Origin of the sequence: Caballeronia sp. TF1N1 (genome assembly GCF_022878925.1) — a bacterium.
Taxonomy (GTDB): Bacteria; Pseudomonadota; Gammaproteobacteria; order Burkholderiales; family Burkholderiaceae; genus Caballeronia.
The window spans coordinates 224798-245941 of record NZ_CP084628.1; the positions used below are offsets into that span (position 1 = coordinate 224798).

The 21144-nt window shown below is 62.2% G+C and carries 16 protein-coding genes and 1 riboswitch; of the genes, 10 read left to right on the plus strand and 6 right to left on the minus strand.

Going from position 1 to position 21144, the window contains the following annotated elements:
• Positions 1-9: 9 nt before the first annotated feature.
• Positions 10-957: a 2-hydroxyacid dehydrogenase gene (locus LDZ28_RS21855; RefSeq protein ID WP_244830623.1), complete on the plus strand. Its 948-nt coding sequence runs from the start codon at positions 10-12 to the stop codon at positions 955-957.
• Here LDZ28_RS21855 and LDZ28_RS21860 read toward each other — a convergent pair whose 3' ends face one another.
• From LDZ28_RS21860 to LDZ28_RS21875, 4 genes are all read right to left on the minus strand, one after another.
• Positions 958-1929 carry an amidohydrolase gene (locus LDZ28_RS21860; protein WP_244830625.1) on the minus strand — a complete coding sequence of 324 codons (972 nt, stop codon included), beginning with the start codon at positions 1927-1929 and terminating at the stop codon, positions 958-960.
• 37 nt (positions 1930-1966) lie between these two features.
• On the minus strand, positions 1967-2773 hold the full coding sequence (locus tag LDZ28_RS21865; RefSeq protein ID WP_244830627.1) for an NAD(P)-dependent oxidoreductase: 807 nt from the start codon (positions 2771-2773) through the stop codon (positions 1967-1969).
• 17 nt (positions 2774-2790) lie between these two features.
• Entirely contained in the window at positions 2791-4083 is a 1293-nt protein-coding gene (locus LDZ28_RS21870) for an MFS transporter (RefSeq protein WP_244830629.1), read from the minus strand.
• 95 nt (positions 4084-4178) lie between these two features.
• Positions 4179-5726, minus strand: a complete 1548-nt coding sequence (locus LDZ28_RS21875) for a UxaA family hydrolase (RefSeq protein ID WP_244830631.1) — start codon at positions 5724-5726, stop codon at positions 4179-4181.
• A 219-nt stretch (positions 5727-5945) separates the two neighbouring features.
• On the opposite strand from LDZ28_RS21875, the gene LDZ28_RS21880 reads away from it, so the two are divergent.
• Positions 5946-6884: an SMP-30/gluconolactonase/LRE family protein gene (locus LDZ28_RS21880; RefSeq protein WP_244830633.1), complete on the plus strand. Its 939-nt coding sequence runs from the start codon at positions 5946-5948 to the stop codon at positions 6882-6884.
• A gap of 22 nt (positions 6885-6906) precedes the next feature.
• On the opposite strand, the gene LDZ28_RS21885 is transcribed toward LDZ28_RS21880, so the two are convergent.
• Together LDZ28_RS21885 and LDZ28_RS21890 are read right to left on the minus strand one after the other, a co-directional pair.
• Positions 6907-8592: a methyl-accepting chemotaxis protein gene (locus LDZ28_RS21885; protein WP_244830635.1), complete on the minus strand. Its 1686-nt coding sequence runs from the start codon at positions 8590-8592 to the stop codon at positions 6907-6909.
• A gap of 133 nt (positions 8593-8725) precedes the next feature.
• A complete protein-coding gene (locus tag LDZ28_RS21890; RefSeq protein ID WP_244830636.1) occupies positions 8726-11092 on the minus strand; it encodes an EAL domain-containing protein in 2367 nt (788 codons plus the stop codon).
• 407 nt (positions 11093-11499) lie between these two features.
• On the opposite strand from LDZ28_RS21890, the gene LDZ28_RS21895 reads away from it, so the two are divergent.
• From LDZ28_RS21895 to uca, 8 genes are all read left to right on the plus strand, one after another.
• Positions 11500-12453, plus strand: a complete 954-nt coding sequence (locus LDZ28_RS21895; protein ID WP_244830637.1) for a DnaJ C-terminal domain-containing protein — start codon at positions 11500-11502, stop codon at positions 12451-12453.
• A gap of 6 nt (positions 12454-12459) precedes the next feature.
• Positions 12460-12780 (plus strand): chaperone modulator CbpM, encoded by a 321-nt coding sequence (locus LDZ28_RS21900; RefSeq protein WP_244830638.1) that lies wholly within the window; start codon positions 12460-12462, stop codon positions 12778-12780.
• 188 nt (positions 12781-12968) lie between these two features.
• Positions 12969-13099: riboswitch (guanidine-I (ykkC/yxkD leader) on the plus strand.
• 58 nt (positions 13100-13157) lie between these two features.
• A complete protein-coding gene (locus LDZ28_RS21905) occupies positions 13158-14234 on the plus strand; it encodes a putative urea ABC transporter substrate-binding protein (protein WP_244830639.1) in 1077 nt (358 codons plus the stop codon).
• A 24-nt stretch (positions 14235-14258) separates the two neighbouring features.
• Entirely contained in the window at positions 14259-15074 is an 816-nt protein-coding gene (locus LDZ28_RS21910; RefSeq protein WP_244830640.1) for an ABC transporter permease, read from the plus strand.
• Complete coding sequence (locus tag LDZ28_RS21915; protein ID WP_244830641.1) at positions 15071-15862, plus strand: ABC transporter ATP-binding protein; 792 nt, start codon at positions 15071-15073, stop codon at positions 15860-15862. The genes LDZ28_RS21910 and LDZ28_RS21915 overlap by 4 nt, the downstream gene beginning before the upstream one ends.
• 14 nt (positions 15863-15876) lie before the next feature.
• On the plus strand, positions 15877-16581 hold the full coding sequence (locus LDZ28_RS21920; protein ID WP_244830643.1) for an urea amidolyase associated protein UAAP1: 705 nt from the start codon (positions 15877-15879) through the stop codon (positions 16579-16581).
• A gap of 16 nt (positions 16582-16597) precedes the next feature.
• Positions 16598-17239, plus strand: coding sequence for an urea amidolyase associated protein UAAP2 (locus tag LDZ28_RS21925; protein WP_244830645.1), 642 nt, complete (start codon positions 16598-16600; stop codon positions 17237-17239).
• 184 nt (positions 17240-17423) lie between these two features.
• Positions 17424-21029 carry an urea carboxylase gene (uca, locus tag LDZ28_RS21930; RefSeq protein WP_244830647.1) on the plus strand — a complete coding sequence of 1202 codons (3606 nt, stop codon included), beginning with the start codon at positions 17424-17426 and terminating at the stop codon, positions 21027-21029.
• Positions 21030-21144: the final 115 nt, after the last annotated feature.

Consider the following 21144-nt stretch of genomic DNA (forward strand, 5'->3'; position numbering starts at 1 on the left):
GATTCGACGATGACCGCCAACGACACGAATGTGCCACCCGTTTTGCGGATAGGCGAGTTTCCTGCCATTGCCGAAGCCTTGCTGAAAGAGCGCCTCGCTCTGCATACGCTCGCCGAGATCGGCGCTGATGACGCGCTCCGCGCGCGCATCGGCGCTATCGTCACACGGTCCAACTACGACATCGACATCGCGCTCATCGAACGATTACCCGCGCTGCGCATCATTGCGACGAGCGGCGTCGGCTTCGACCGCATTCCGGTCGAGTTTGCGCGCGAACGCGGCATCGTCGTGACCAACACGCCCGATCTGCTTAACGCGGCCGTCGCCGAACTGACGATAGGACTCGTGCTCGCGATGCTAAGGCAACTGCCGCGCGCCGACCGCTTCGTACGCGAAGGCGCGTGGTCGAACGGCGTACTGCCGCTCGGCTCGAACCTGGCGGGCAAGCGCGTCGGGATCGTCGGCATGGGGCGCGTCGGCAAAGAGATCGCGCGAAGACTCGCGCCATTCCATGTCGAGATCGCGTACTTCGGGCGCACGCGTCAGGCGCTGCCGTTCGAATGGTTCGAGATGCCCATTCAGCTTGCGCGCTGGTCGGACATTCTGATCGCGAGTTGTCCAGGCGGCAGCGCGACGCGTCATCTGATCGATGCTACCGTGCTCGACGCGCTTGGGTCCAAGGGCATACTCGTGAACATTGCGCGCGGTTCTGTCGTGGATGAAGCGGCGCTGATTGCAGCGCTGGAACGCCAGGCGCTCGCGGGCGCCGCGCTCGATGTCTTCGATCACGAACCGCTCAACGATTCGCCTTTGCGACAGTTGGACAATGTCGTGCTGAGCCCGCATATCGGCAGCGCGACGCATGAGACGCGGCTTGCAATGGCCAAACTCACCGCCGACAACGTCGTCTCGTTCTTCACGACAGGACGGGCATTGACGCCTGTCCATATCGAATGATTAGAACTGATACAGCGTGGCGGGCGTATCGACGAGAATGCGCTTGCGCGTCGCTTCATCCGGCACGACGTTGGCAAAAAGGTCCGCGAGCAAGGCATCATCGGGAATGCGGTTCAACGGCTGCTCCGTCGGATGCGGCCAGTCGCTTCCCCACAGCACGCGCTCCGGCGCGACCTGAGCAAAGCCCGCCGCGAGCGCGACGCTATCCGCATACGAAGGCGGCCCGACCTGCGTCTCGTTGTAGAAGCCGATCAGCTTCACGTACGCCTTCCCGCTCGTCAGCAACTCGGAGACCATCTGAAAAGAAGCCTGATGCACCGCATCGGGTTCCGGCACGTGCGCTAGATGATCGAATACGACCGGACACGGCAAGTCGTACCACGTGCTTCGCGCCTGCATCAAAAACGCAGCGGGTGCGTTCACCTGCACATGCCACCCCATTGGCGCAATACGAGCCGCAAGCGGCTTCACCATATCGAGCGTGGTCGTTCCCGGTGGCGCAAGATTGAAGCGGATACCGCGTACGCCAGCGCGATTCAAGGCTTCGAGTTCCGTCTGCGTCACGCTCGTATTGACGACCGCGATGCCGCGTGCGCGTCCGTTGAAGCGCGCGATGGATTCGACGAGCAGACGGTTATCGACGCCATAACTCGACGGCTGGACGATGACATTGCGCGTCGTGCCGATGCGCTTTTGCAGTTGCCGATAATCGTCGACGGTTGCATCGCCGGGCTTGAGCGTCGCTTCGGGCGCCCACGGATAGCGATGATCGTAGATGTGATGATGGCAGTCGGTCGCATCGGGCGGCATCGCGAGCTTCGTGCGCTCGGTGCCGATGGACCATTTCACTTGCTGCGCGTCACTCTGTACTCGCGTTTCTGCGCATCCGCTCAATGCCAAACCACCCGCTGATGCAACGAGCGCACTCAGCGCCTTCAGCGTCTCGCGACGCTTTCCATTCCACTTCGACAAGGCTGTCTCCTGTTTTATTCGAATGTGCCTGCACGTATCAATCGATGCGCCGCGTGTCTCCCTCGAACTCGCGAAGACAACCGAAGCCGCCATGAAACAGCGCCTCGGTCGCGTCTTCCGCTTCGCGCGACGAGGAGATTTCCAGCGCATGCGTCTGCGCATCGTCCTGCGGTCGATAGCCGAGCGCACGCGCATTCGCATTACTCCAGCGATTGCGCGCATTGTCGGACACGCCATAAACGATGACGAAGTGATAGTCCGGCGCATCGATAGCACAACGCGTCAGTTGCACCATGTCGCGATGGCTGATCCACGAATAAAGGTGGCGCGGCTCGGTCGGCTTGTCGTCGGGACGAAACGAACCGATGCGCAAACACGCCACCGACATGCCGTACTTGTCGGCATACAAACGCCCGAGCGCTTCGCCGAACGCCTTCGACACACCATAGCGGCTGTCGGGACGAACCATGACCGTCTCGTCGATCATCCTGTCGCGCCGATGGAAGCCCACCGCATGATTCGAACTCGCGAACACCACGCGTTTCACGCCCGCCTCGCGCGCCGCCTCGAAGACGTTGTAGCAGCCGTCGATGTTCATGTCGCGAATCTTCTGCCACGTGTCCTCGTCGGGAATGCCCGCGAGATGCACGACCACATCGACGCCCTCCATGATCTCGCGCAAGCGCTCGAGACGCGTGATGTCGGCAGTGACGATTTCCTCATGCTCGCCCGCGCTCGCTTGCGGCGCGATGTCCGCAAGGCGTAGCGCGTAATGGCCCGCGAATCCGGCGCGTAGCACGCGGCCGATGAGTCCGGCCGCGCCCGTGATCAAAACCCGTTTCATGCGTTGTCTCTCCGTGTTTATCGCAAGGATTGGCTTGCGATGCCGAGTTCGGATGCGCGGCGGTTATGCACGAAAAGCACCATGGCGATGACGCCGGTGAAGTCGATCAGCGCGCCGAACAAGAACGCGCTGTGATAGCCGCCGAAGTATTGGATGAGAACCCCTGTCAGCGCCGGTCCGATGATGCCCGACAGGTTGCTCAAGAAGTGGATGAAGCCGCCCACGCCGCCCTGCCGATGCAGCGGCAGAATCTCGTGCTGGATCGCCCAGATGGCCTGGCACGAACCGGTGAGGAACAGGAGCGCTGCCGCGATGAGCGCGACCGCCGCCACGAGCGAAGTGGCCGACGTGATGCACAGCACGGCGACACCGGACAGCGCGAGCGGAATCGTCGCGACGAGCTTGCGCGCCTTCACGGGATCGTCCATGCGACGATAAATCCAGTCGCCTACCAGCCCGCCGCCGAAGTAACCAATCGCGCCGCAAATCCACGGAATGGACGTGATGATGCTCATCTGCTTGAGGTCGAGATGCATCACGTTGGTCAGATAACTCGGCAACCACGAGATAAACACGTACTGTGTGTAGTTCACGGCAAAGAGACCCGCGCCGAGCGCAAGCGTGCTCGGGCGGCGCAGATACGCGCCGAGCGTCATGCCGTCGTCCTCCACGTTCGCGGCTTCGGCAATGGAACGGCTCTCGTCGATCATGCGACGTTCGTCATCGCGCACGCGCGCGTTTTGCGCGGGTTTGTCGGTCACGAAGATGCGCCACACCACGAGCCACAGGAAGCCGAGCACGGCGATCACGATGAACGACGTGCGCCAGTCGAACGCATACGCGATCAGACCGACCACCGGTCCCGCAATGGCATTGCCGAGTGTCTGTCCGGAGAACGTGAAGCCGATCATTGTCGAGGTCTCGTGACGCGGAAACCAGTTCGAGATCGTGCGATTCGTGTTGGAGCTCATCGGCCCTTCGCCAATGCCGAAGAACACGCGGCATACGAGCAGCGAGACGAATCCGGTCGCGGCCGCTGTGAGTCCGCAGAACAGCGACCAGATGCCCATGGCGTAAGTGAACACGCGCACGGTGCCCCACTTGTCGGAGAAATAGCCGCCGAGAAAGGAGAAGATGGAATAGCCGATGAAGAAGCTGCTGAAGATGATGCCGAGTTGCGAGGGCGAAAGATCGAGCGTCTTGCCAACGATGGGCGCGACGATGCCGAGCGCCGCGCGATCCATGTAGTTGATCGCGCCTGCCGTGAATAGCAGGCCCGCGACCACATAGCGGTATTTGCCGGTCTTCATATGTCTCCTTGACTGCTTTAGTTATGGAGCGGCCATGAAGCCCTCGGCCGCGAAGGTCCTGCCTTGCCGATGCTGTCGCGTCTAAATCCTCACTCTCAACTCATGATGCCGATCTGCCACGGCACGAATTCGTGATCGCCGAGGCCGAGCAGTTCGCTCTTGCTGCGCTCGCCCGAAGCGGTGGCGAGCAGCGCTTCGAAGATGACCTGCCCCATGCTTTCGATGCTCGCTTCGCCATCGAGAATGGCGCCGCAATTCAGGTCCATGTCCTCGGTGAGACGGCGATACATCGGCGTGTTGGTGGCGAGCTTGATCGATGGCACGGGCTTCGCGCCGAACATGGAACCTCGCCCTGTCGTGAACGCGATGAGGTTCGCGCCACCCGCGATCTGTCCGGTCGCGGAGACGGGATCGAAGCCCGGCGTATCCATGAAAACGAGGCCGTTTTGCGTCACGGGCTCGGCGTATCGATACACCTCCATGAGCGGCGTGGTGCCGCCTTTCATCGACGACCCGATCGATTTCTCGAAGATGTTGGCGAGGCCGCCGACCTGATTGCCCGGACTCACCTTGCCGTTGATCTGCACATCGCGACCGACCGAATATTCTTCTTTCCACCAGCGGATGCGATCCACAAGTTTCTCGCCCACCGCGCGGCTCACGGCGCGGCGCGTCAGCGTATGTTCGACGCCATAGACCTCGGGCGTTTCCGACAGGATGGCGGTGCCGCCGTGGCGCACGAGAATGTCCATTGCGGCGCCGAGCGCGGGATTCGCGCTGATCGAGGAAAAGCCGTCCGAACCGCCGCATTGCAGGCCGATCTTCAGATGGCTCGCATCGACCGTGCTGCGCGTGACGTCGTTGGCGCGGGGCAGCAACGCCTTCACAGCTTCAATGCCCGCCTCGATGGTTTTGCGCGTGCCGCCGGTTTCCTGCATCGTGAAGGTATGCAGTCGCGAACTTGCGCTCAAATGCTCCTGATCGAGCAGGCCTTGCAACTGATTGCGTTCGCAACCCAGTCCGACGATAAGTGCCGCCGCGAGATTCGCGTGGCGCGCGTAGCCGGCCATCGTGCGGCGCAGCAGTTGCATGGGCTCGCCGCTCATTTCCATGCCGCAGCCGATCGAATGGCTGAACGCCACCACGCCATCCACGTTCGGGTAATCCGCAAGTCGCTCGGGCGTGAACCATTCCGCGATCTTGTGCACGACCGTGGCCGAGCAATTCACGGTGGAGAGAATGCCGATGTAATTGCGCGTCGCCACGCTGCCATCCGCGCGCACGATGCCCTGAAACGTCGCGCGCTTCCCGACGGGCAACTGCTCGACCGCGCGATAGTCCTCGCCATAGGCGTAGTCGCGATCGAAGTCGCGGAACTCGACGTTGTGTCCGTGAACCAGCGTGCCCGGTGCGATATCGGCGGCGGCGAAACCGATCACCACGTTGTATTTGCGGATCGGCTCGCCTTGCCGGATGGCGCGGGCGGCGATCTTGTAGCCTGCCGTGACCTGGCTTCGGCTCACGAAGTCTTCGGCATCCACGCGCGTGCCCATCGCTACATCCGTGCGGGCAATCACGACGTTGTCATTGGAATGAAGACGGATCACCGGGCCGGCGACGCGTTTTTCGGACTGCTCGATCATGGGTTTCGTATAAGTTATGCGCCGCGAGTACGCGCCTGATGGACCGCTTCATGAAGTACTGGATGGACCACTCGCTGCGCCAATCATACGGATCGGGGATTTGCTATGGTTTGCTTGAGAAGCAAGAAATTTTTTAGTCCGGCGCGCTAACCTGCGGGCTGAGACACCGGGAGCGCCGGGACAGCCGCCGCGCCGACGCTGATAACAAGGAGACATCTCATGTGGCAACAGACGGAACGCTATCCCGACCCGCGCGTGATTTCGCTCGATCCATCCTTCGATCGCTATCGCGTTGCGTTCTCCGCGGTCGAGCGGCTTGCAACGGGCTTTCGGTTCACGGAAGGTCCGGTCTGGTTCGGCGATGGCCGCTTCCTCTTGTTCAGCGATATCCCGAGTAACCGCATGCTGCGCTGGGAAGAGGAAACGGGGGCGGTGAGCATGTATCGCGCTGCATCGAACCATGCGAATGGCAACACGCGTGACCGGCAAGGACGGCTCATCACGTGTGAACATGGGCGCCGCATCACGCGCACGGAATACGACGGCCGCATAACCGTGCTGATGGATTCGTTCGATGGCAAGCCGCTCAATTCGCCTAACGATGTCGTCGTCAAGTCCGACGGTTCGATCTGGTTCACCGATCCGCCCATGGGCATCTGGGGCCACTATGAAGGCAACAAGGCCGAGCCGGAACTGCCGCATTCGATCTATCGCATCGACGCAAAGACGCTCGAAGCGAGCCTTGTCACGGCGGATCTGAAAGGACCGAACGGTCTGTGTTTTTCGGCCGACGAGCAACTGCTTTACGTGACTGAATCGCGCGGCGTGCCGAACAAGCTCATCCACGTGTACGACGTGTCGGAGGACGGGCGCGGTATCGGCCGGGGACGCGTGTTTTACGACGCGGGCGTGGGAACGGTGGACGGCATACGCGTCGATGTCGACGGCAACTTGTGGTGCGGCTGGGGCATGGGCAGCGACGAACTCGACGGCGTGATGATTCTTTCGCCTGCCGGCAAGCCGATCGGACGCATCGCCCTGCCCGAGCGATGCGCCAATCTTTGCTTCGGTGGACCGAAGCGCAACCGTCTCTTCATGGCGGCGTCGCAGTCGATCTATTCGGTGTACGTGAACACGCAGGGCGTCGCGAACGTTTAGCGCGAGCGCCCTGTTTCATCGCTTAGAACGTGGCCCAGTCGCCGTCGCCGGCTGCGACCGCGGGTTCTGCGCGCTTCTTCGGCGCGGCAGGCTTGACGGCCTTCACGATCGACGCGGGCGCAGGACGGCGCACCGGCGCTGCGTTCGCACGGCTCGCGGCAACGACAGTCTGGCCCGTGCGAAACACGGCGACGGTCGTGCGCAATTGCTCGGCCTGATCTTCCAGCGACCCAGCCGCTGCCGCCGCTTCTTCGACGAGTGCCGCGTTCTGCTGCGTGACCTCGTCCATCTGCGAGATGGCCTGGTTCACTTGCTCGATACCGCGCGTCTGTTCTTGCGATGCCGACGCGATCTCGCCCATGATGTCCGTCACGCGTTGTATCGCCGTGCCGACCTTTTGCATGGTTCCACCCGCGCGGGCAACGAGTTCCGTGCCCGCCTGCACGCGGCCGCCCGACGTCTCGATCAACTCCTTGATCTCCTTCGCGGCACTCGACGAACGCTGCGCGAGGCTGCGCACTTCGCTTGCGACGACGGCGAAGCCGCGACCCTGCTCGCCAGCCCGAGCGGCTTCGACCGCGGCGTTCAACGCAAGGATGTTGGTCTGGAACGCAATGCCTTCGATCATGCCGATGATCTCCGCGATCTTGGCCGAACTCTGCTCGATGCCCGCCATGGTCTCGACGACCTGACCGACAATAGCGCTGCCTTCGTTGGCGACGGCGTTCGCGTTGTCGGCGAGGCCGCTTGCCTGCATCGCGTTCTCGGAGTTCTGCTTGACCGTCGCGGTGAGTTCTTCCATGCTCGCGGCCGTTTCCTGCAGCGAAGCGGCCTGCTGTTCGGTACGCGATGAAAGATCGGTATTGCCCGCTGCAATCTGCTTGCTGGCGCTCGCAATGGCCTCGCTGCTCGTGCGGACGGAGCCGACGGTCGCCGCGAGCTTCTCCTTCATGGCGGCGACGCCGGAGAGCAACTGGCCCATCTCATCGTGGGTCTTGATCGTAACCGTGCGTGTCAGATCGCCTGTCGCGATGTGCTCGAAATGCTCGAGTGCATCGGCGAGCGGCGACATGATCGCGCGACGCAGGAAGTACCAACCGAAAGCCGCGCCCGCAATACCCACGACGAGCGAGATGAAGCCAACGGTACGCACGGTTGCGTAGCTGCTGTCGTTTTCCTCGTCCTGGCGGGCCGCGTCGATGAGTTGAAATTCCTTCAGCTTCTTGAAGGCATCGCTCGTGCGATTGTAGGCATCGGGCACGTCTTTCTGTGCATAGCGAATGATCTCGGCCTGATCGCGTTTCTCGATGGCAGCGCCAAAACCTTCGACTGCCTTGCGCATTTGAGCGCGGCCTTCGACCACGTCCTTCGCGAGGACGTCTTCATCCGCGCCACGCGGGATGACATCGTACTTCTTGTACCACTCGTCCGAATCGGCCAACGCTTTCTCGGCGCGAGCACGCAGGTCTTCCCCTCCGGTGCCTTCGCGGTCGAGCGCAAAGCGGTCGAGCAGCACGCGTGCGCGGTTCAGGTACACATCCGAGACACCCAGCGCGTTGACGGAGGGTAACGTGCTCAGACTCACGTCTCTTGCGGACGCCTTGATGGTCGCCATGCCGTATAGACCGATTCCCACGGACAGGCTGAGCAGCACGCCAAGGAAGATCATGGTGAGCGCGAGCCGCGCCCGGATTGTCAGGCTCTTCATTCGTTTTGCTTCCAGAGTGGTCGTAGGTGGAGACGAGGCGCGATGCTTATCGACGCCTGTTGCAAGCTTGTCCACCTTCTTATCGGCGTAAAGCAGGGAAACTGTAATGAGGATGTAGGTATGACGGCCGCCGTTACGTCACGGCGCCCGCTGCAACGACACAGCTCGGCTCGGGCGCGAGCGTCGAAAGTCCCACGACGAGTTCCGGCGCGACCGGCCGGCTCAGCAAGTAACCTTGCACGAAGTCGCACTGCGCTTGCCGCAGCATGTCCAGTTGCGTTGCGCGCTCGACACCTTCCGCCGTGACGCTCACGCCAAGCGCATGCGACATCTGGATGATGCCGCACACGATGCCGTGCGTCGCGGCATCGCTTTCCAGGCGAGCGACAAACGAACGGTCGATCTTGAGCGTATCCGGCGCGAAATCCGCGAGGTAACGCAGACTCGAATAGCCCGTGCCGAAGTCATCGATGGCAATGCGCACGCCGAGTTCCTTCAACGCACAGAGCGTGCGTTGCGCGAGCTCTGCATTCTCCATCAACGCACTCTCGGTCAGTTCCACTTGCAGGCTCGACGGCGGCAGTCCGTGCCGGCGCAAAGCGTTATCGACGACATCGACGATAGCCGTATCGCGCAACTGCCGCGCCGACACGTTCACGGAGACGCTGAGCGCGCTCGCACCGTTTCTGCGCCAGTGCGCAAGCTGCCGAAGCGCGTCTTCCATGACCCATGCGCCGACCTCGATGATGAAGCCGCTCTCTTCCAGAATCGGAATGAACACGCCCGGCGAGACGACACCGCGCGTTGGATGACTCCAGCGGATGAGCGCCTCGACACTGCGGACCGCGAGCGAATGCGGCTCGTGAATCGCCTGATAGTGCAGCACGAACTGGTCGTTGGCGAGCGCGGCGGGCAGGTCGCGCTCCAGGTTGAAGTCGACGATACGCTTGCTTGCGTCCTTGTCGGCGAAGCGAAAGCCGTTGCGCCCGGCCTTCTTCGCGGCATACATCGCAATGTCCGCACTCGTGAGCAAGGTCTCGTGATCGGCGCCGTTCTCGGGGAACACGGAAATGCCGATCGACGCGGTGACGAACGCGCCGGCGCGAGGCGCATCGCCTGTTTGTGCGAGCACGCCGAGAATGATTCGCGCGATGCTCGCAAGCCGTTCCTTGTCGCGTGCCTCGTCGATCAGCACGGCAAACTCGTCGCCGCCGAGTCGCGCAAGAAAGGCATCGGCCGGGAGCGCCGCCTGAATCACTTCGCTCAGCGACTTGAGCAGACGGTCGGCGGCCGTATGGCCGAGCGTGTCGTTGAGCACCTTGAAGCGGTCCAGATCGATGAACATCAGCGCGAACACGTTGTCCTCGCGGCAGCGTTCCTCGATGGCGCGCAAGAGCGCAACGCGATTCGCGAGCCCTGTCAGCGAATCCGAGAAAGCCAGCCGGTCCAGTTCCGCGACACGCTCCTGCTCCGCGGTAATGTCCTCGCTGATGCCGATGATGCGCGCCACGCCGCCCGCCGCATCGCGCACGGGATAGCCCGTGCTTTGCACCCAACGCACGCCGCCGCCGGGCCGCTCGATGCGGTATTGCACGCGCCCGCCAATCGCGGTGTCGACGATGCGGCGCATCGCGGCTTCGACTTGCGGACGGTCTTCGGGCAGCACGACATCCATCCACGCTTGCGGACGTTCCAGCAGCGTCGGCGCGTCCACGCCGAACAGGGACGCGCAGCCTTCGCTCAACCGATGGAAGTGGCTGAAATCCGCGCTATACGAGTAGAAGCAGAGACCGGCGTGCGCTTCCATCTCGGTCATCAGCGCGTCTTTCGCGCGCAGATCGGCGGCGAGGTCGGCTTCCTGAGTGACATCGAGCGACGCGCACAAAATGCCGTAGACGCCACCCCTACCGTTTTCGATAGGGATCAATCGCGACTGCCATACCTTCGGCTCACCTGTCGTCGTCGGGCACGCGCCAGTGAAAGACGTGCGCGCGCCTTGCAGCGCGGCGGCGAATGCGCTGCGAGCGGCGATGGCGTCATGGTTCGACCAGAAGCTCAGCCAGTCGGCGCCGGCAAGCTGTTCCGGGCCGCTCGCCTGCATCAACTGCGCGCCATGCTCGGAGATGCGCAACATGCGCCCTTCTCCGTCCAGCAGCTTCAGGCATTCGCGATTCGCGTCCAACAGCGCCCGTGCGAGCGCGCGGGTGGCATTCTCGCGCCCGGCGGCGCGGCATGCACGACCAAGACCGATCGTCAGCACGACGCCGCCGGCAAAGACGCCGACGCACGACGCCGCAACGTTCGACACGGACGCGAGTGGCCAATAAACGAGCGCGAACGCGCCCACCGCACCGAGCATGTGCTGCGCGACGCAGGCAGAGGAAAAAGTTGCGCTACGTGCCTGAGTTTTCAGGAAGAACGACAGGAAGCCCTGGTTCTGCGCGGATCGAGTCTCCGACCGTGCGCGGTCGACTGAACCCTGGGTGGAATGATGGGACATGGGCATTGCAAAACCAGGCTTTCGGTGGACGTGGTGGACGAGTCGACCAAGCCTCGTGCTTGATGGAGCCGATCAGGCGATTCCTGGTTTACGACGCACGAGTGCAAATGCTTTAGCCCTGTGCGGACGAAGAAATACAAGGTGCGGGCGATGGAGCCTTCAGGGAAGGTGCGAGAACAAGGCTCCAAGCGTGCCTTACCGATACGTGAAGCGCCGGTGCGTCCTCTTCGTCCGAGGGACGCCCGTGCATGCGCTTCGAAACGAGCGTGCGGCCATTCGTCGAGCCGCTTCTGCGCGCTCGAATCGTTCACCCATGACACGCTCCAGCAAACATGCTTGTATATTAACGGGACGCATCGGCGTCGCGTCGGCGAACCGGGACCAATGATCGACCATCCGGGCTAACCATGAAATACAAAGACTACTACGCGGTCATGGGCGTTCCGCGCACGGCGAGCGAAGCGGAAATCAAGACCGCTCACAGAAAACTCGCGCGCAAGTTTCATCCCGACCTCAACAAGGACGCGGACGCCGAAGCGCGCTTCAAGGAAGTGGGCGAGGCATATCAGGTACTCAAGGACCCGGAGAAGCGCGCCGCGTTCGATGCCCTCGGCACCGGGCTCAAAGATGGCGACGAGATCCGTCCGCGTCCCGACGTCGGCGATGGCTTCGAGTATCGCGGTGGCGAAAGTCAGCAAGACGCCGACGACTTCTTCAGCGACCTGTTCGGCGCACGCAGCGGCATGCACGGCGGCGCACGCGCGCGGCATGGGACACGGTCGCGCATGCCCGAGTGGCCTGGCGAGGATCATCATGCAAGCGTCGCGGTCAGCCTGGAAGATACCTACACCGGCGCGCAGCGCACCTTCAGGCTACAAATGCCCGTCATCGACGATGAAGGACGCGTGACGTATCAAACGCGCACGCTCGATGTGACGATACCGAAGGGCATTCTCGACGGCCAGCGCCTGCGCCTCGCGGGTCAGGGAGGCGCCGGTTCGGGCAATGCGCCGCCAGGCGACCTCTATCTGGAAGTGACGGTCGACAAGCACAAGCGTTATACCGTCGACGGCCGCGACGTCACCGTCGAATTGCCGCTTGCGCCATGGGAAGCCGCGCTTGGCGCAGAGGTGGTCGTGCCGACGCCATCCGGCGATGTGACCGTGACCGTTCCGGCCGGGTCTGCCGCCGGACGACGTTTGAGGTTGCGCGGTCGAGGCATTCCCGGCAATCCGCCCGGCGATGTCTACGTCATGCTCGGCATCGTGCTGCCTCCCGCCGATACCGACGCCAAAAAGGCTGCCTATCACGCCATGCGCGATGCGTTCGACTTCGATCCGCGCACGCACTTTTATGGGTGAACCATCATGAATGAAAACGAGCCGGTTTATCTGCAGGGCGATATCGTCGAGGAGCACGTCGAGTTCACGATGATCGAACTATGCCGCATCACGGGCGCTTCGGAAGATCAGCTCGCGCTTTGGGTGCAAGAAGGCGCATTCGAGCCGCGCGGTGCGCGTATCGAGGAATGGCGCTTCAGCGGCACGTCGTTGCGCCGCGCCATGACCGCGCAACGACTGACCAGCGATCTCGAACTGAACGCGCAAGGCGTGGCGCTTGCACTCGATCTGCTCGATCAGATCGATGCCTTGCGCTCGCGTCTCGCACGCTACGGCGACCGCGATTGATACGCATGAGCCTTCGTGCGGCCTTTCCCCGAAACGTCGCACGAGCGCTTCGATGGTGCGCCGATCATCCGGATTTGGTGCACACGCATGGCTGAATCATGAAACATGCGCTCATTTGCGATGGCACGCTTATCGCTTATAGCTACAGCAAGGAGCCGGCGCTTCATCCGGTTTAGCACCAACAATTTTCAATAGATAACTAGGGTTCCGATCCGCGTAGCGTCCATGAGGGACGATCCATACGCGCGATGCTGGTCCGAGAGTTGTCGACCTCAAGGTTCTGCGCGAGGTTACACGGCGGGATAAAAGCCCGGGAGAGAACGCGATCGAGAGTCGCGCCGCTCCCCGCCGTCGATAACCCCTTCGAGGTCAACCTCATGCGCAAGCTATCCCGTTTCATCGGCATCGCCGCCCTCTCTCTCGCCGCGTTTGCTTCCACCGCTTCTTCCTCGTTCGCCGCCGGTCGTCAGGACTTCAAGGTCTGCTGGACCATCTATGCGGGCTGGATGCCGTGGGGCGAAGCAAAAACTCAAGGCATCGTTTCCAAGTGGGCCAAGAAGTACGGCATCAATGTCGATGTCGTGCAGCTCAACGACTACGTCGAGTCGATCAATCAGTACACGGCCGGCAAGTTCGACGGCTGCGCCATGACCAACATGGACGCACTGACGATTCCCGCCGCGGGCGGCGTGGACTCGACCGCGCTTATCGTCAGCGACTATTCCAACGGCAACGACGGCGTGCTCGTAAAGGGCACTGGCAAGAAGATCGCCGACATCAAGGGTCAGCAGATCAACCTCGTGCAGTTTTCCGTATCGCACTATCTGCTTGCCCGCGCGCTCGAATCCGCCGGCATGAGCGAGCGCGATCTCAAGGTGGTGAACACATCGGATGCCGATATCTCGGCCGCGTTTGCGACACCCGCCGTAAAGCAGGCCGTCACCTGGAATCCCATGCTCGCCGACCTGAAGGCCAAGCCCGATGTGACCGAAGTCTTCGATTCGAGCAAGATTCCCGGCGAGATCATGGACATGATGGTCGTCAACACGAAGACGCTGCAAGAGAACCCCGCACTCGGCAAGGCACTGACGGGCGCATGGTTCGAGATGATGTCGCTGATGCGCGCCAACAGCGCCGACAGCACCGCCGCCCTCAACGCGATGGCGAAGGCATCCGGCACCGATCTGCCGGGCTTCAAGGGCCAGCTCTCGACCACCGCGCTCTTCTACACGCCTAAGTCCGCGCTCGACTTCGCGACGAGTCCCGAACTGCCGCGCACCATGACGCGCGTCGCGAAGTTCTCGTTCGATCACGGTCTGCTCGGTCAAGGCGCTCCGAGCGCGGACGCAATCGGCATGGCGTTCGACAAGGGCGTCGTGGTCGGCAGCAAGAGCAACGTCAAGCTGCGCTTCGATCCGACCTACGTGCGCATGGCCGCCGACGGCAAGCTTTAACGCCTGCGAACCGGAGGCTGCGCGATGCGACTCATCAACCGACACCCGAGCAAGAGCGGCGCCATGCTGCTGCTCTTGATGCCGTTCATCGTGCTGTTGGCGGTGTACTTCACCAGTTCGTCGCTGCGGCTCAAGGACAATCCCGGCGACAAGGTGCTGCCAAGCGCGAGCCAGATGAGCGAGGCGATCACTCAGTTCGCCTTCACCGAAGACAAGCGCACGGGCCAATATCTGCTTTGGACCGATACGCTCGCAAGCCTTAAGCGCCTTGGCATCGGTCTTGTGGTGAGCGCGGTGATCGCGCTCGTCGCGGGCATCGTGACGGGCAGCATTCCGCTCGTCACCGCAACCCTCTCGCCCTTCATCACTGTCGTCTCGATGATCCCGCCGCTCGCGGTGCTGCCCATTCTCTTCATCGTGTTCGGCCTCGACGAGTTGTCGAAGGTCGTGCTGATCGTGATCGGCATTACGCCCATGATGATCCGCGATCTTCAGCAGCGCGCACGCGAGATTCCCGACGAGTTGTGGGTCAAGGCGCAGACGCTCGGCGCCACGAGCTGGACGCTGATGCTGCGCATGATCCTGCCGCAACTCATGCCGCGCCTGCTTGTCGCACTGCGTCTCGCGCTCTGTTCGGCGTGGCTCTTTCTCATCGCGGCGGAAGCGATCGCATCCGTCGACGGCCTCGGCTACCGCATCTTTCTCGTGCGCCGCTATCTCGCGATGGACGTGATCCTGCCTTACGTCGCGTGGATCACGCTGCTCGCGTGGCTTATCGACGAGAGCCTGCGCCGTATCACGCTGTGGGCGTTTCCCTGGTACGGCGGAGGCGCAAGATGATCGAAGTCCGCAACGTGTGGAAAGAGTACGGCAACCAGGTCGTGCTCGAACGCCTGAATCTCAAGATTGGAAAAGGCGAATTCTGTTCGATGGTCGGTGCGTCGGGCTGCGGCAAGTCCACGTTTCTGCGCCTTCTGCTCGGTCAGGAACGCGCGACACGCGGCGAGATCCTGCTCGATGGCGAACCGCTGCCGGGTGAACCGGACGCGCATCGCGGTGTCGTGTTTCAGCGCTATTCGGTGTTCGAGCATTTGAGCGTGGCGCGCAACGTAATGCTCGGTCACGAGTTGCGCGAGTCGAGGCTCATGGGCCGTCTTTTCGGCGCGCGTCGACAGGCTGCACGCGACGAAGCCGTGGCGATGCTCGAACGCGTCGGTCTTGCCGCCGCGCTCGACAAGTATCCGCATCAGCTTTCAGGCGGCATGCAGCAGCGTCTTGCCATTGCGCAGGCGCTCATGATGAAGCCGCGCATCTTGCTGCTCGACGAACCCTTCGGCGCGCTCGATCCGGGCATCCGCCGCGATATGCACGAACTGTTGCTCAAGCTCTGGCGCGAGTCGGGCCTCACCATCTTCATGGTTACGCACGACCTGAAAGAAGGCTTCACGCTCGGCAGCCGCGTGCTCGTGTTCGACAAGGTACGTGTCGATCCGCAAGCGCCCGGCGCGTATGGCGCGCGTATCACCTACAACATTCCGCTCGACCATAGCCGCGACTCGGCTTCGTCGATCCACGTTGCACGGGCGGCCGTCGAAGGCGCCGCGCGTGCGGAAGCGATACCTGCTTAAAGGAACCCAGGAAGATGGACTTGCTACTCGAAGAAACCGTTCCCGGCGGCGGACATGCGTCGCTGATCGTTAAGCGGGGACAGTCGTTGCGCGTGACCGATATCGATGGCGGCGCGAACGTCAGCATCATGATGTTCAACGCCGCCGAAAAAAGCGAACGCTTGAATCTGCCCGATACGCTCAAGTGCCAGCACACGGCCAAACTAAGCGCGGGCCATTGCCTCTACTCCGACATGGGCCGCGTGCTTGCCGCCATCGTCGCGGATACATGCGGGTGGCACGACAGCATCGGCGGGGTATCGAATGCCGGGGAAGTGCATGAGAAGTATGGCGCGGGACGCTATCAGGAACTGCGTAACGGCTTTTATCGCAATGGCATGGACAACCTGCTCGTCGAGATGGGCAAATGGAATCTCGGCCTCTCCGATCTCTTGATGACGCTGAATCTCTTCAGCCGCGTCGACGTGACGGACCAGGGGGCGCTTACCTTCGTCAGCGGCAATTCGAAGCCAGGCGATTACGTCGAGCTCTATGCGCCGATGAACACGCTCGTCGTGCTCACCGCCATTCAGCATCCGCTCGATCCGAACGCGAACTATGCGCCGCAACCCGTGAAGCTCTCGTTGGCAAATGCGGATCGAGAAGTGGCTGAACTCTGCCGCACTTCGTGCGAGGAAAACGTGCGTGGCTTCATCAACACCGAGCGCTTTTATCTTTGAGCGGAGACCGACAAACATGACGACCTACCTCACCGCCAGCGACCGCCGTGCAGAAGATGCGATCCACCGCGAAACGCTCGGCGCCGGCGAGCCGTGGCTCAAGGAACTGAAGGCCGGACAGACGCTGCGCATTCGCGATATGGAAGGCAATCAGGCTGTCGATACGCTCTTCTACAGCCTCGACAACCCGCGCGAACGTTTCGATCCGCAACGCACCCTGCGCCGCCAGAAGAGCCTCTATCTGACGACGGGAACCGTGCTGTATTCGAACCTCGGCAACCCGATGCTGACCATCGTTGCCGATACATGCGGCCGTCACGACACGCTTGGCGGCGCATGCGCTCAGGAGAGCAATACCGTTCGTTATGCGCTCGAAAAGCGCTACATGCATAGCTGCCGCGACAACTTCCTACGCGCCTGCGCGCACGACGGACGGCTTTCCAAACGCGACCTGAGTCCGAACATCAACTTCTTCATGAACGTGCCGGTGACAGCCGATGGCGGACTCACGTTCGAAGACGGCATCTCCGCGCCCGGCAAATACGTCGAACTGCGCGCGGAGATGAACGTCATCGTGCTCATCTCCAATTGCCCGCAGTTGAACAACCCCTGCAACGCCTACAACCCGACACCCGCGGAGTTACTGATATGGGAATGATGCGAATGAACCGCCTGCGTGAATGGTTCTATCTCGTGATGATGATTCGCGCGGGACGACTCGGCGCCTGTTCGTGCGACTCGCTAAAGTCTCATCGAACGAAAGTCTGAGGACGCTGCCGGGGACGACCCCGGCGTGCATCTTTCAATCGACGGGACGACCCGCCGACGCATCCGCCCCTGTCATGTTCGACAAAGTCCTGATTGCCAATCGCGGTGCCATTGCGTGCCGCATCCTTCGTACCTTGCGTTCGCTCGATATAGCAGGCGTCGCGGTCTATAGCGAAGCCGATCTCGCGAGCCGCCACGTCAGCGAAGCGCCCATCGCGCATTCGCTCGGTCAGGGCGCGGCTTCATCCACGTATCTGGATGTCGCGAAGATCCTCGAGATCGCGCGCCGCGAAAACGTGCAGGCCATCCATCCCGGCTACGGCTTTCTCTCGGAAAACGCGCTATTCGGGGAGGCGTGCGAAGCAGCCGGCATCGCGTTCATAGGACCGACGCCCGCGCAATTGCGCGCCTTCGGGCTCAAGCATACGGCTCGCGCCATTGCGGCCGAGCAAGGCGTGCCGATGCTCGAAGGCACCGGCCTTCTCGAAGACGCCGAAGCCGCGTTGCAGGCGGCTGGGCGCATTGGCTATCCGGTGATGTTGAAAAGCACGGCGGGCGGCGGCGGTATCGGCATGCGTGTGTGCTGGACTGCCGATGAACTCGCCGCGCAGTTCGACGTGGTGAAGCGCCTCGGGCAAAACAACTTCAGCGATGCGGGCGTGTTCATCGAGAAGTACATCGAACGCGCGCGGCATCTCGAAGTGCAGATTTTCGGCGATGGCCGCGGCAACGCGCTTGCACTCGGTGTACGCGATTGCTCGGTGCAGCGGCGTAACCAGAAAGTGCTGGAAGAAACGCCCGCGCCTTCGTTGCCCGATGGCATGGCAGAGGCATTGTGCGAAGCGGCGTTGCGGCTTGCCAGAGCGGTGGCTTATCGTTCGGCGGGGACGGTCGAGTTCGTATACGACAGCGGTGCCGCGCAGTTTTATTTTCTCGAAGTGAACACGCGGCTGCAGGTCGAACACGGCGTGACCGAGCAAGTCTGGGGCGTCGATCTCGTTCAGTGGATGATCGAACTCGCGGCAGGCACGCTTGCGTCGCTCGACGAACTCGGCGCCGCGTTGAAGCCGGTTGGTCACGCTATTCAGGCGCGGCTCTACGCCGAAGATCCCGGCCGCGATTTCAAGCCGAGTCCTGGCTTGCTGACCGAGGTCGCGTTTCCCGAAGCGGATGGCAGCGCGCTGCGCATCGACACATGGATCGAAGCCGGCTGCGAAGTGCCGCCCTATTTCGATCCGATGCTCGCGAAGCTGATCGCGTGGAAACCGACACGCGAAGCCGCGCGCCACGCGCTCGCCGAAGCACTCGACGCCACGCGCATCTACGGCGTGGAGACCAATCGCGTGTATCTGCGGCAGATCATCGACGACACGCCGTTCGCTTCGGGCGAGCCGTGGACGCGTTGTCTCGAAGGGCTCAAGTATCGCGCGAGCACCGTCGAGATCGTGAGCGGCGGCACGCAGACCACGGTTCAGGACTTTCCCGGCAGACTCGGGTTTTGGGCGGTTGGCATTCCGCCCTCGGGCCCAATGGATGATCGAGCGTTACGCCTTGGGAACCGGCTTCTCGACAATTCGCCGGATGCGTCCGCGCTCGAGATCACGATGAGCGGTCCCACGTTGCGCTTCAATACGGACGCGGTGATCGCTATCACGGGCGCGGCGTTGAGCGTGACCGTCGATGGCATCGAGCAGCCGATGCACACGACGCTCTTCATTCCGTCAGGCGCGACACTCGCACTTGGTGCCATTCGTGGAGCGGGCGCACGCGCCTATTTGTGCGTGCGTGGCGGCTTCGATGTCGCGCAGTACCTCGGCAGCCGCAGCACGTTCACACTGGGTCAGTTCGGCGGCCACGGCGGACGTGCGTTGCGCGCGGGCGATGTACTGCATCTGCATCCCTCGATGGATCGCGCACATGGCGTGCGCCTTTCGTTCACGCCCGCGCTCGACCCGGTTCGCACACTGCGCGTGATCTATGGTCCGCATGGCGCGCCGGAGTACTTCAGTCCGCAATACATCGAGACCTTTCTCGACACCGAATGGGAAATTCACTTCAATTCGAGCCGTACCGGCGTGCGCCTGATCGGACCGAAACCCGAATGGACGCGCGAGGACGGGGGCGAAGCGGGACTGCATCCGTCGAACATTCACGACAATCCGTATGCGGTCGGCGCGATCGACTTCACTGGCGACATGCCTGTGATTCTTGGTCCCGATGGCCCGAGCCTCGGCGGCTTCGTGTGTCCCGTGACGATCATCGAAGCGGACCTGTGGCAGATCGGGCAGTTGAAGGCGGGCGACAAGGTGCGTTTCGTGCCTGTGCGGATCGATGAGGCGCGCGCGGCGGCACGGGCGCGTCTCGTCGAATTGAAGACGCTTGAGCCGCTTGAAACACTGCCTGCGAGCGCTGATGAAAGACGCGCGTTGACATCGCCCATCGTGCTGCACATCGGCGCGAATCACGACCGGCTGGTTGCGCGTGTGTCGGGCGATACGCACCTGCTGCTCGAACTCGGCCCCGCGGAACTGGACCTCGTCCTGCGCTTTCGTGGCCATGCGCTAATGCAATCGCTCGAAGCGCTCGAGTTGCCCGGCGTGATCGATCTAACGCCCGGCATCCGCTCGCTGCAGGTTCACTATCAGCCTGAGCGCCTGCCGCTTGCAACGTTGCTCGATACGGTCGCGCAGACGTGGCAACGCGTGTTGTTGCAAAAGGACTTGCGCGCGCCTTCGCGCATCGTGCATTTGCCTTTGTCATGGGACGATCCCGCTTGCCGCCTGGCCATCGACAAGTACATGACCACCGTGCGGCCGGATGCGCCGTGGTGCCCGAGCAATCTCGAGTTCATCCGGCGTATCAACGACCTCGAATCGATCGATGACGTCAAGCGCATCGTCTTCGACGCAAGCTATCTCGTGATGGGCTTGGGCGATGTCTATCTCGGCGCGCCAGTTGCAACGCCGCTCGATCCGCGCCATCGGCTGGTGACGACCAAGTACAACCCGGCGCGTACATGGACTGCGGAGAACTCCGTTGGCATCGGCGGCGCGTATCTTTGCGTCTATGGCATGGAAGGTCCGGGCGGCTATCAGTTCGTCGGGCGCACGTTGCAGATGTGGAACCGTTATCGCGCGATTGCCGATTTCGCGGGCCGTCCGTATCTCTTGCGCTTCTTCGATCAGATCCGCTTCTACGAAGTCCCGGCCGATGAACTGCTGCATATTCGCGAGCATTTTCCGCTTGGACGTTATCCGCTCAAGATCGAGGAGACAGAGCTGTCTCTCTCCGACTACGAGGCGTTTCTGAAACGCGAGGCGGCTGGTATCGATGCATTCCGCGCCCGTCAGCAAGCCGCGTTTCAAGCGGAACGCGAGCGTTGGCGTGAAGCGGGACAAGCACAGGAGAGCTTCGAGCCTCCGGTTGTAACCGAAGGCGAGACCGTGCCGCTCGAAGACGGTCAGACCGCGGTGGACAGCGAGATCGCGGGCAATCTCTGGCAGGTGCGCGTGAAGGCGGGCGAGCGCATTGCGGCAGGCGACGTGATGTTCGTGATCGAATCGATGAAGATGGAGATCGCCGTGTGCGCGCCCTGCGCGGGCATCGTCGCCGATATCCATGTGGCGCCTGGCACGCCCGTGAAGGCGGGACAGCGCGTGGCGATCATCGGGAACGTCTGAATGTCGTAGCCAAGGGAGCCGCAAGTCCCCGTTGAATTTCATTCAACATGTCATTTTTTTTTTGAACTGGCAGCCCTCCCCCTGCGAATCTAATCTGAACGCGGATTGAGAACAC

Excerpts from the sequence above, each read along its gene's own strand:
- LDZ28_RS21855 (WP_244830623.1), top strand. The coding sequence starts at position 10 with ATGACCGCCAACGACACGAATGTGCCACCCGTTTTGCGGATAGGCGAG.
- LDZ28_RS21865 (WP_244830627.1), bottom strand. The coding sequence starts at position 2,773 with ATGAAACGGGTTTTGATCACGGGCGCGGCCGGACTCATCGGCCGCGTG.
- LDZ28_RS21870 (WP_244830629.1), bottom strand. The coding sequence starts at position 4,083 with ATGAAGACCGGCAAATACCGCTATGTGGTCGCGGGCCTGCTATTCACG.
- LDZ28_RS21875 (WP_244830631.1), bottom strand. The coding sequence starts at position 5,726 with ATGATCGAGCAGTCCGAAAAACGCGTCGCCGGCCCGGTGATCCGTCTT.
- LDZ28_RS21880 (WP_244830633.1), top strand. The coding sequence starts at position 5,946 with ATGTGGCAACAGACGGAACGCTATCCCGACCCGCGCGTGATTTCGCTC.
- LDZ28_RS21885 (WP_244830635.1), bottom strand. The coding sequence starts at position 8,592 with ATGAAGAGCCTGACAATCCGGGCGCGGCTCGCGCTCACCATGATCTTC.
- LDZ28_RS21890 (WP_244830636.1), bottom strand. The coding sequence starts at position 11,092 with ATGTCCCATCATTCCACCCAGGGTTCAGTCGACCGCGCACGGTCGGAG.
- LDZ28_RS21895 (WP_244830637.1), top strand. The coding sequence starts at position 11,500 with ATGAAATACAAAGACTACTACGCGGTCATGGGCGTTCCGCGCACGGCG.
- LDZ28_RS21900 (WP_244830638.1), top strand. The coding sequence starts at position 12,460 with ATGAATGAAAACGAGCCGGTTTATCTGCAGGGCGATATCGTCGAGGAG.
- LDZ28_RS21905 (WP_244830639.1), top strand. The coding sequence starts at position 13,158 with ATGCGCAAGCTATCCCGTTTCATCGGCATCGCCGCCCTCTCTCTCGCC.
- LDZ28_RS21910 (WP_244830640.1), top strand. The coding sequence starts at position 14,259 with ATGCGACTCATCAACCGACACCCGAGCAAGAGCGGCGCCATGCTGCTG.
- LDZ28_RS21915 (WP_244830641.1), top strand. The coding sequence starts at position 15,071 with ATGATCGAAGTCCGCAACGTGTGGAAAGAGTACGGCAACCAGGTCGTG.
- LDZ28_RS21920 (WP_244830643.1), top strand. The coding sequence starts at position 15,877 with ATGGACTTGCTACTCGAAGAAACCGTTCCCGGCGGCGGACATGCGTCG.
- LDZ28_RS21925 (WP_244830645.1), top strand. The coding sequence starts at position 16,598 with ATGACGACCTACCTCACCGCCAGCGACCGCCGTGCAGAAGATGCGATC.
- uca (WP_244830647.1), top strand. The coding sequence starts at position 17,424 with ATGTTCGACAAAGTCCTGATTGCCAATCGCGGTGCCATTGCGTGCCGC.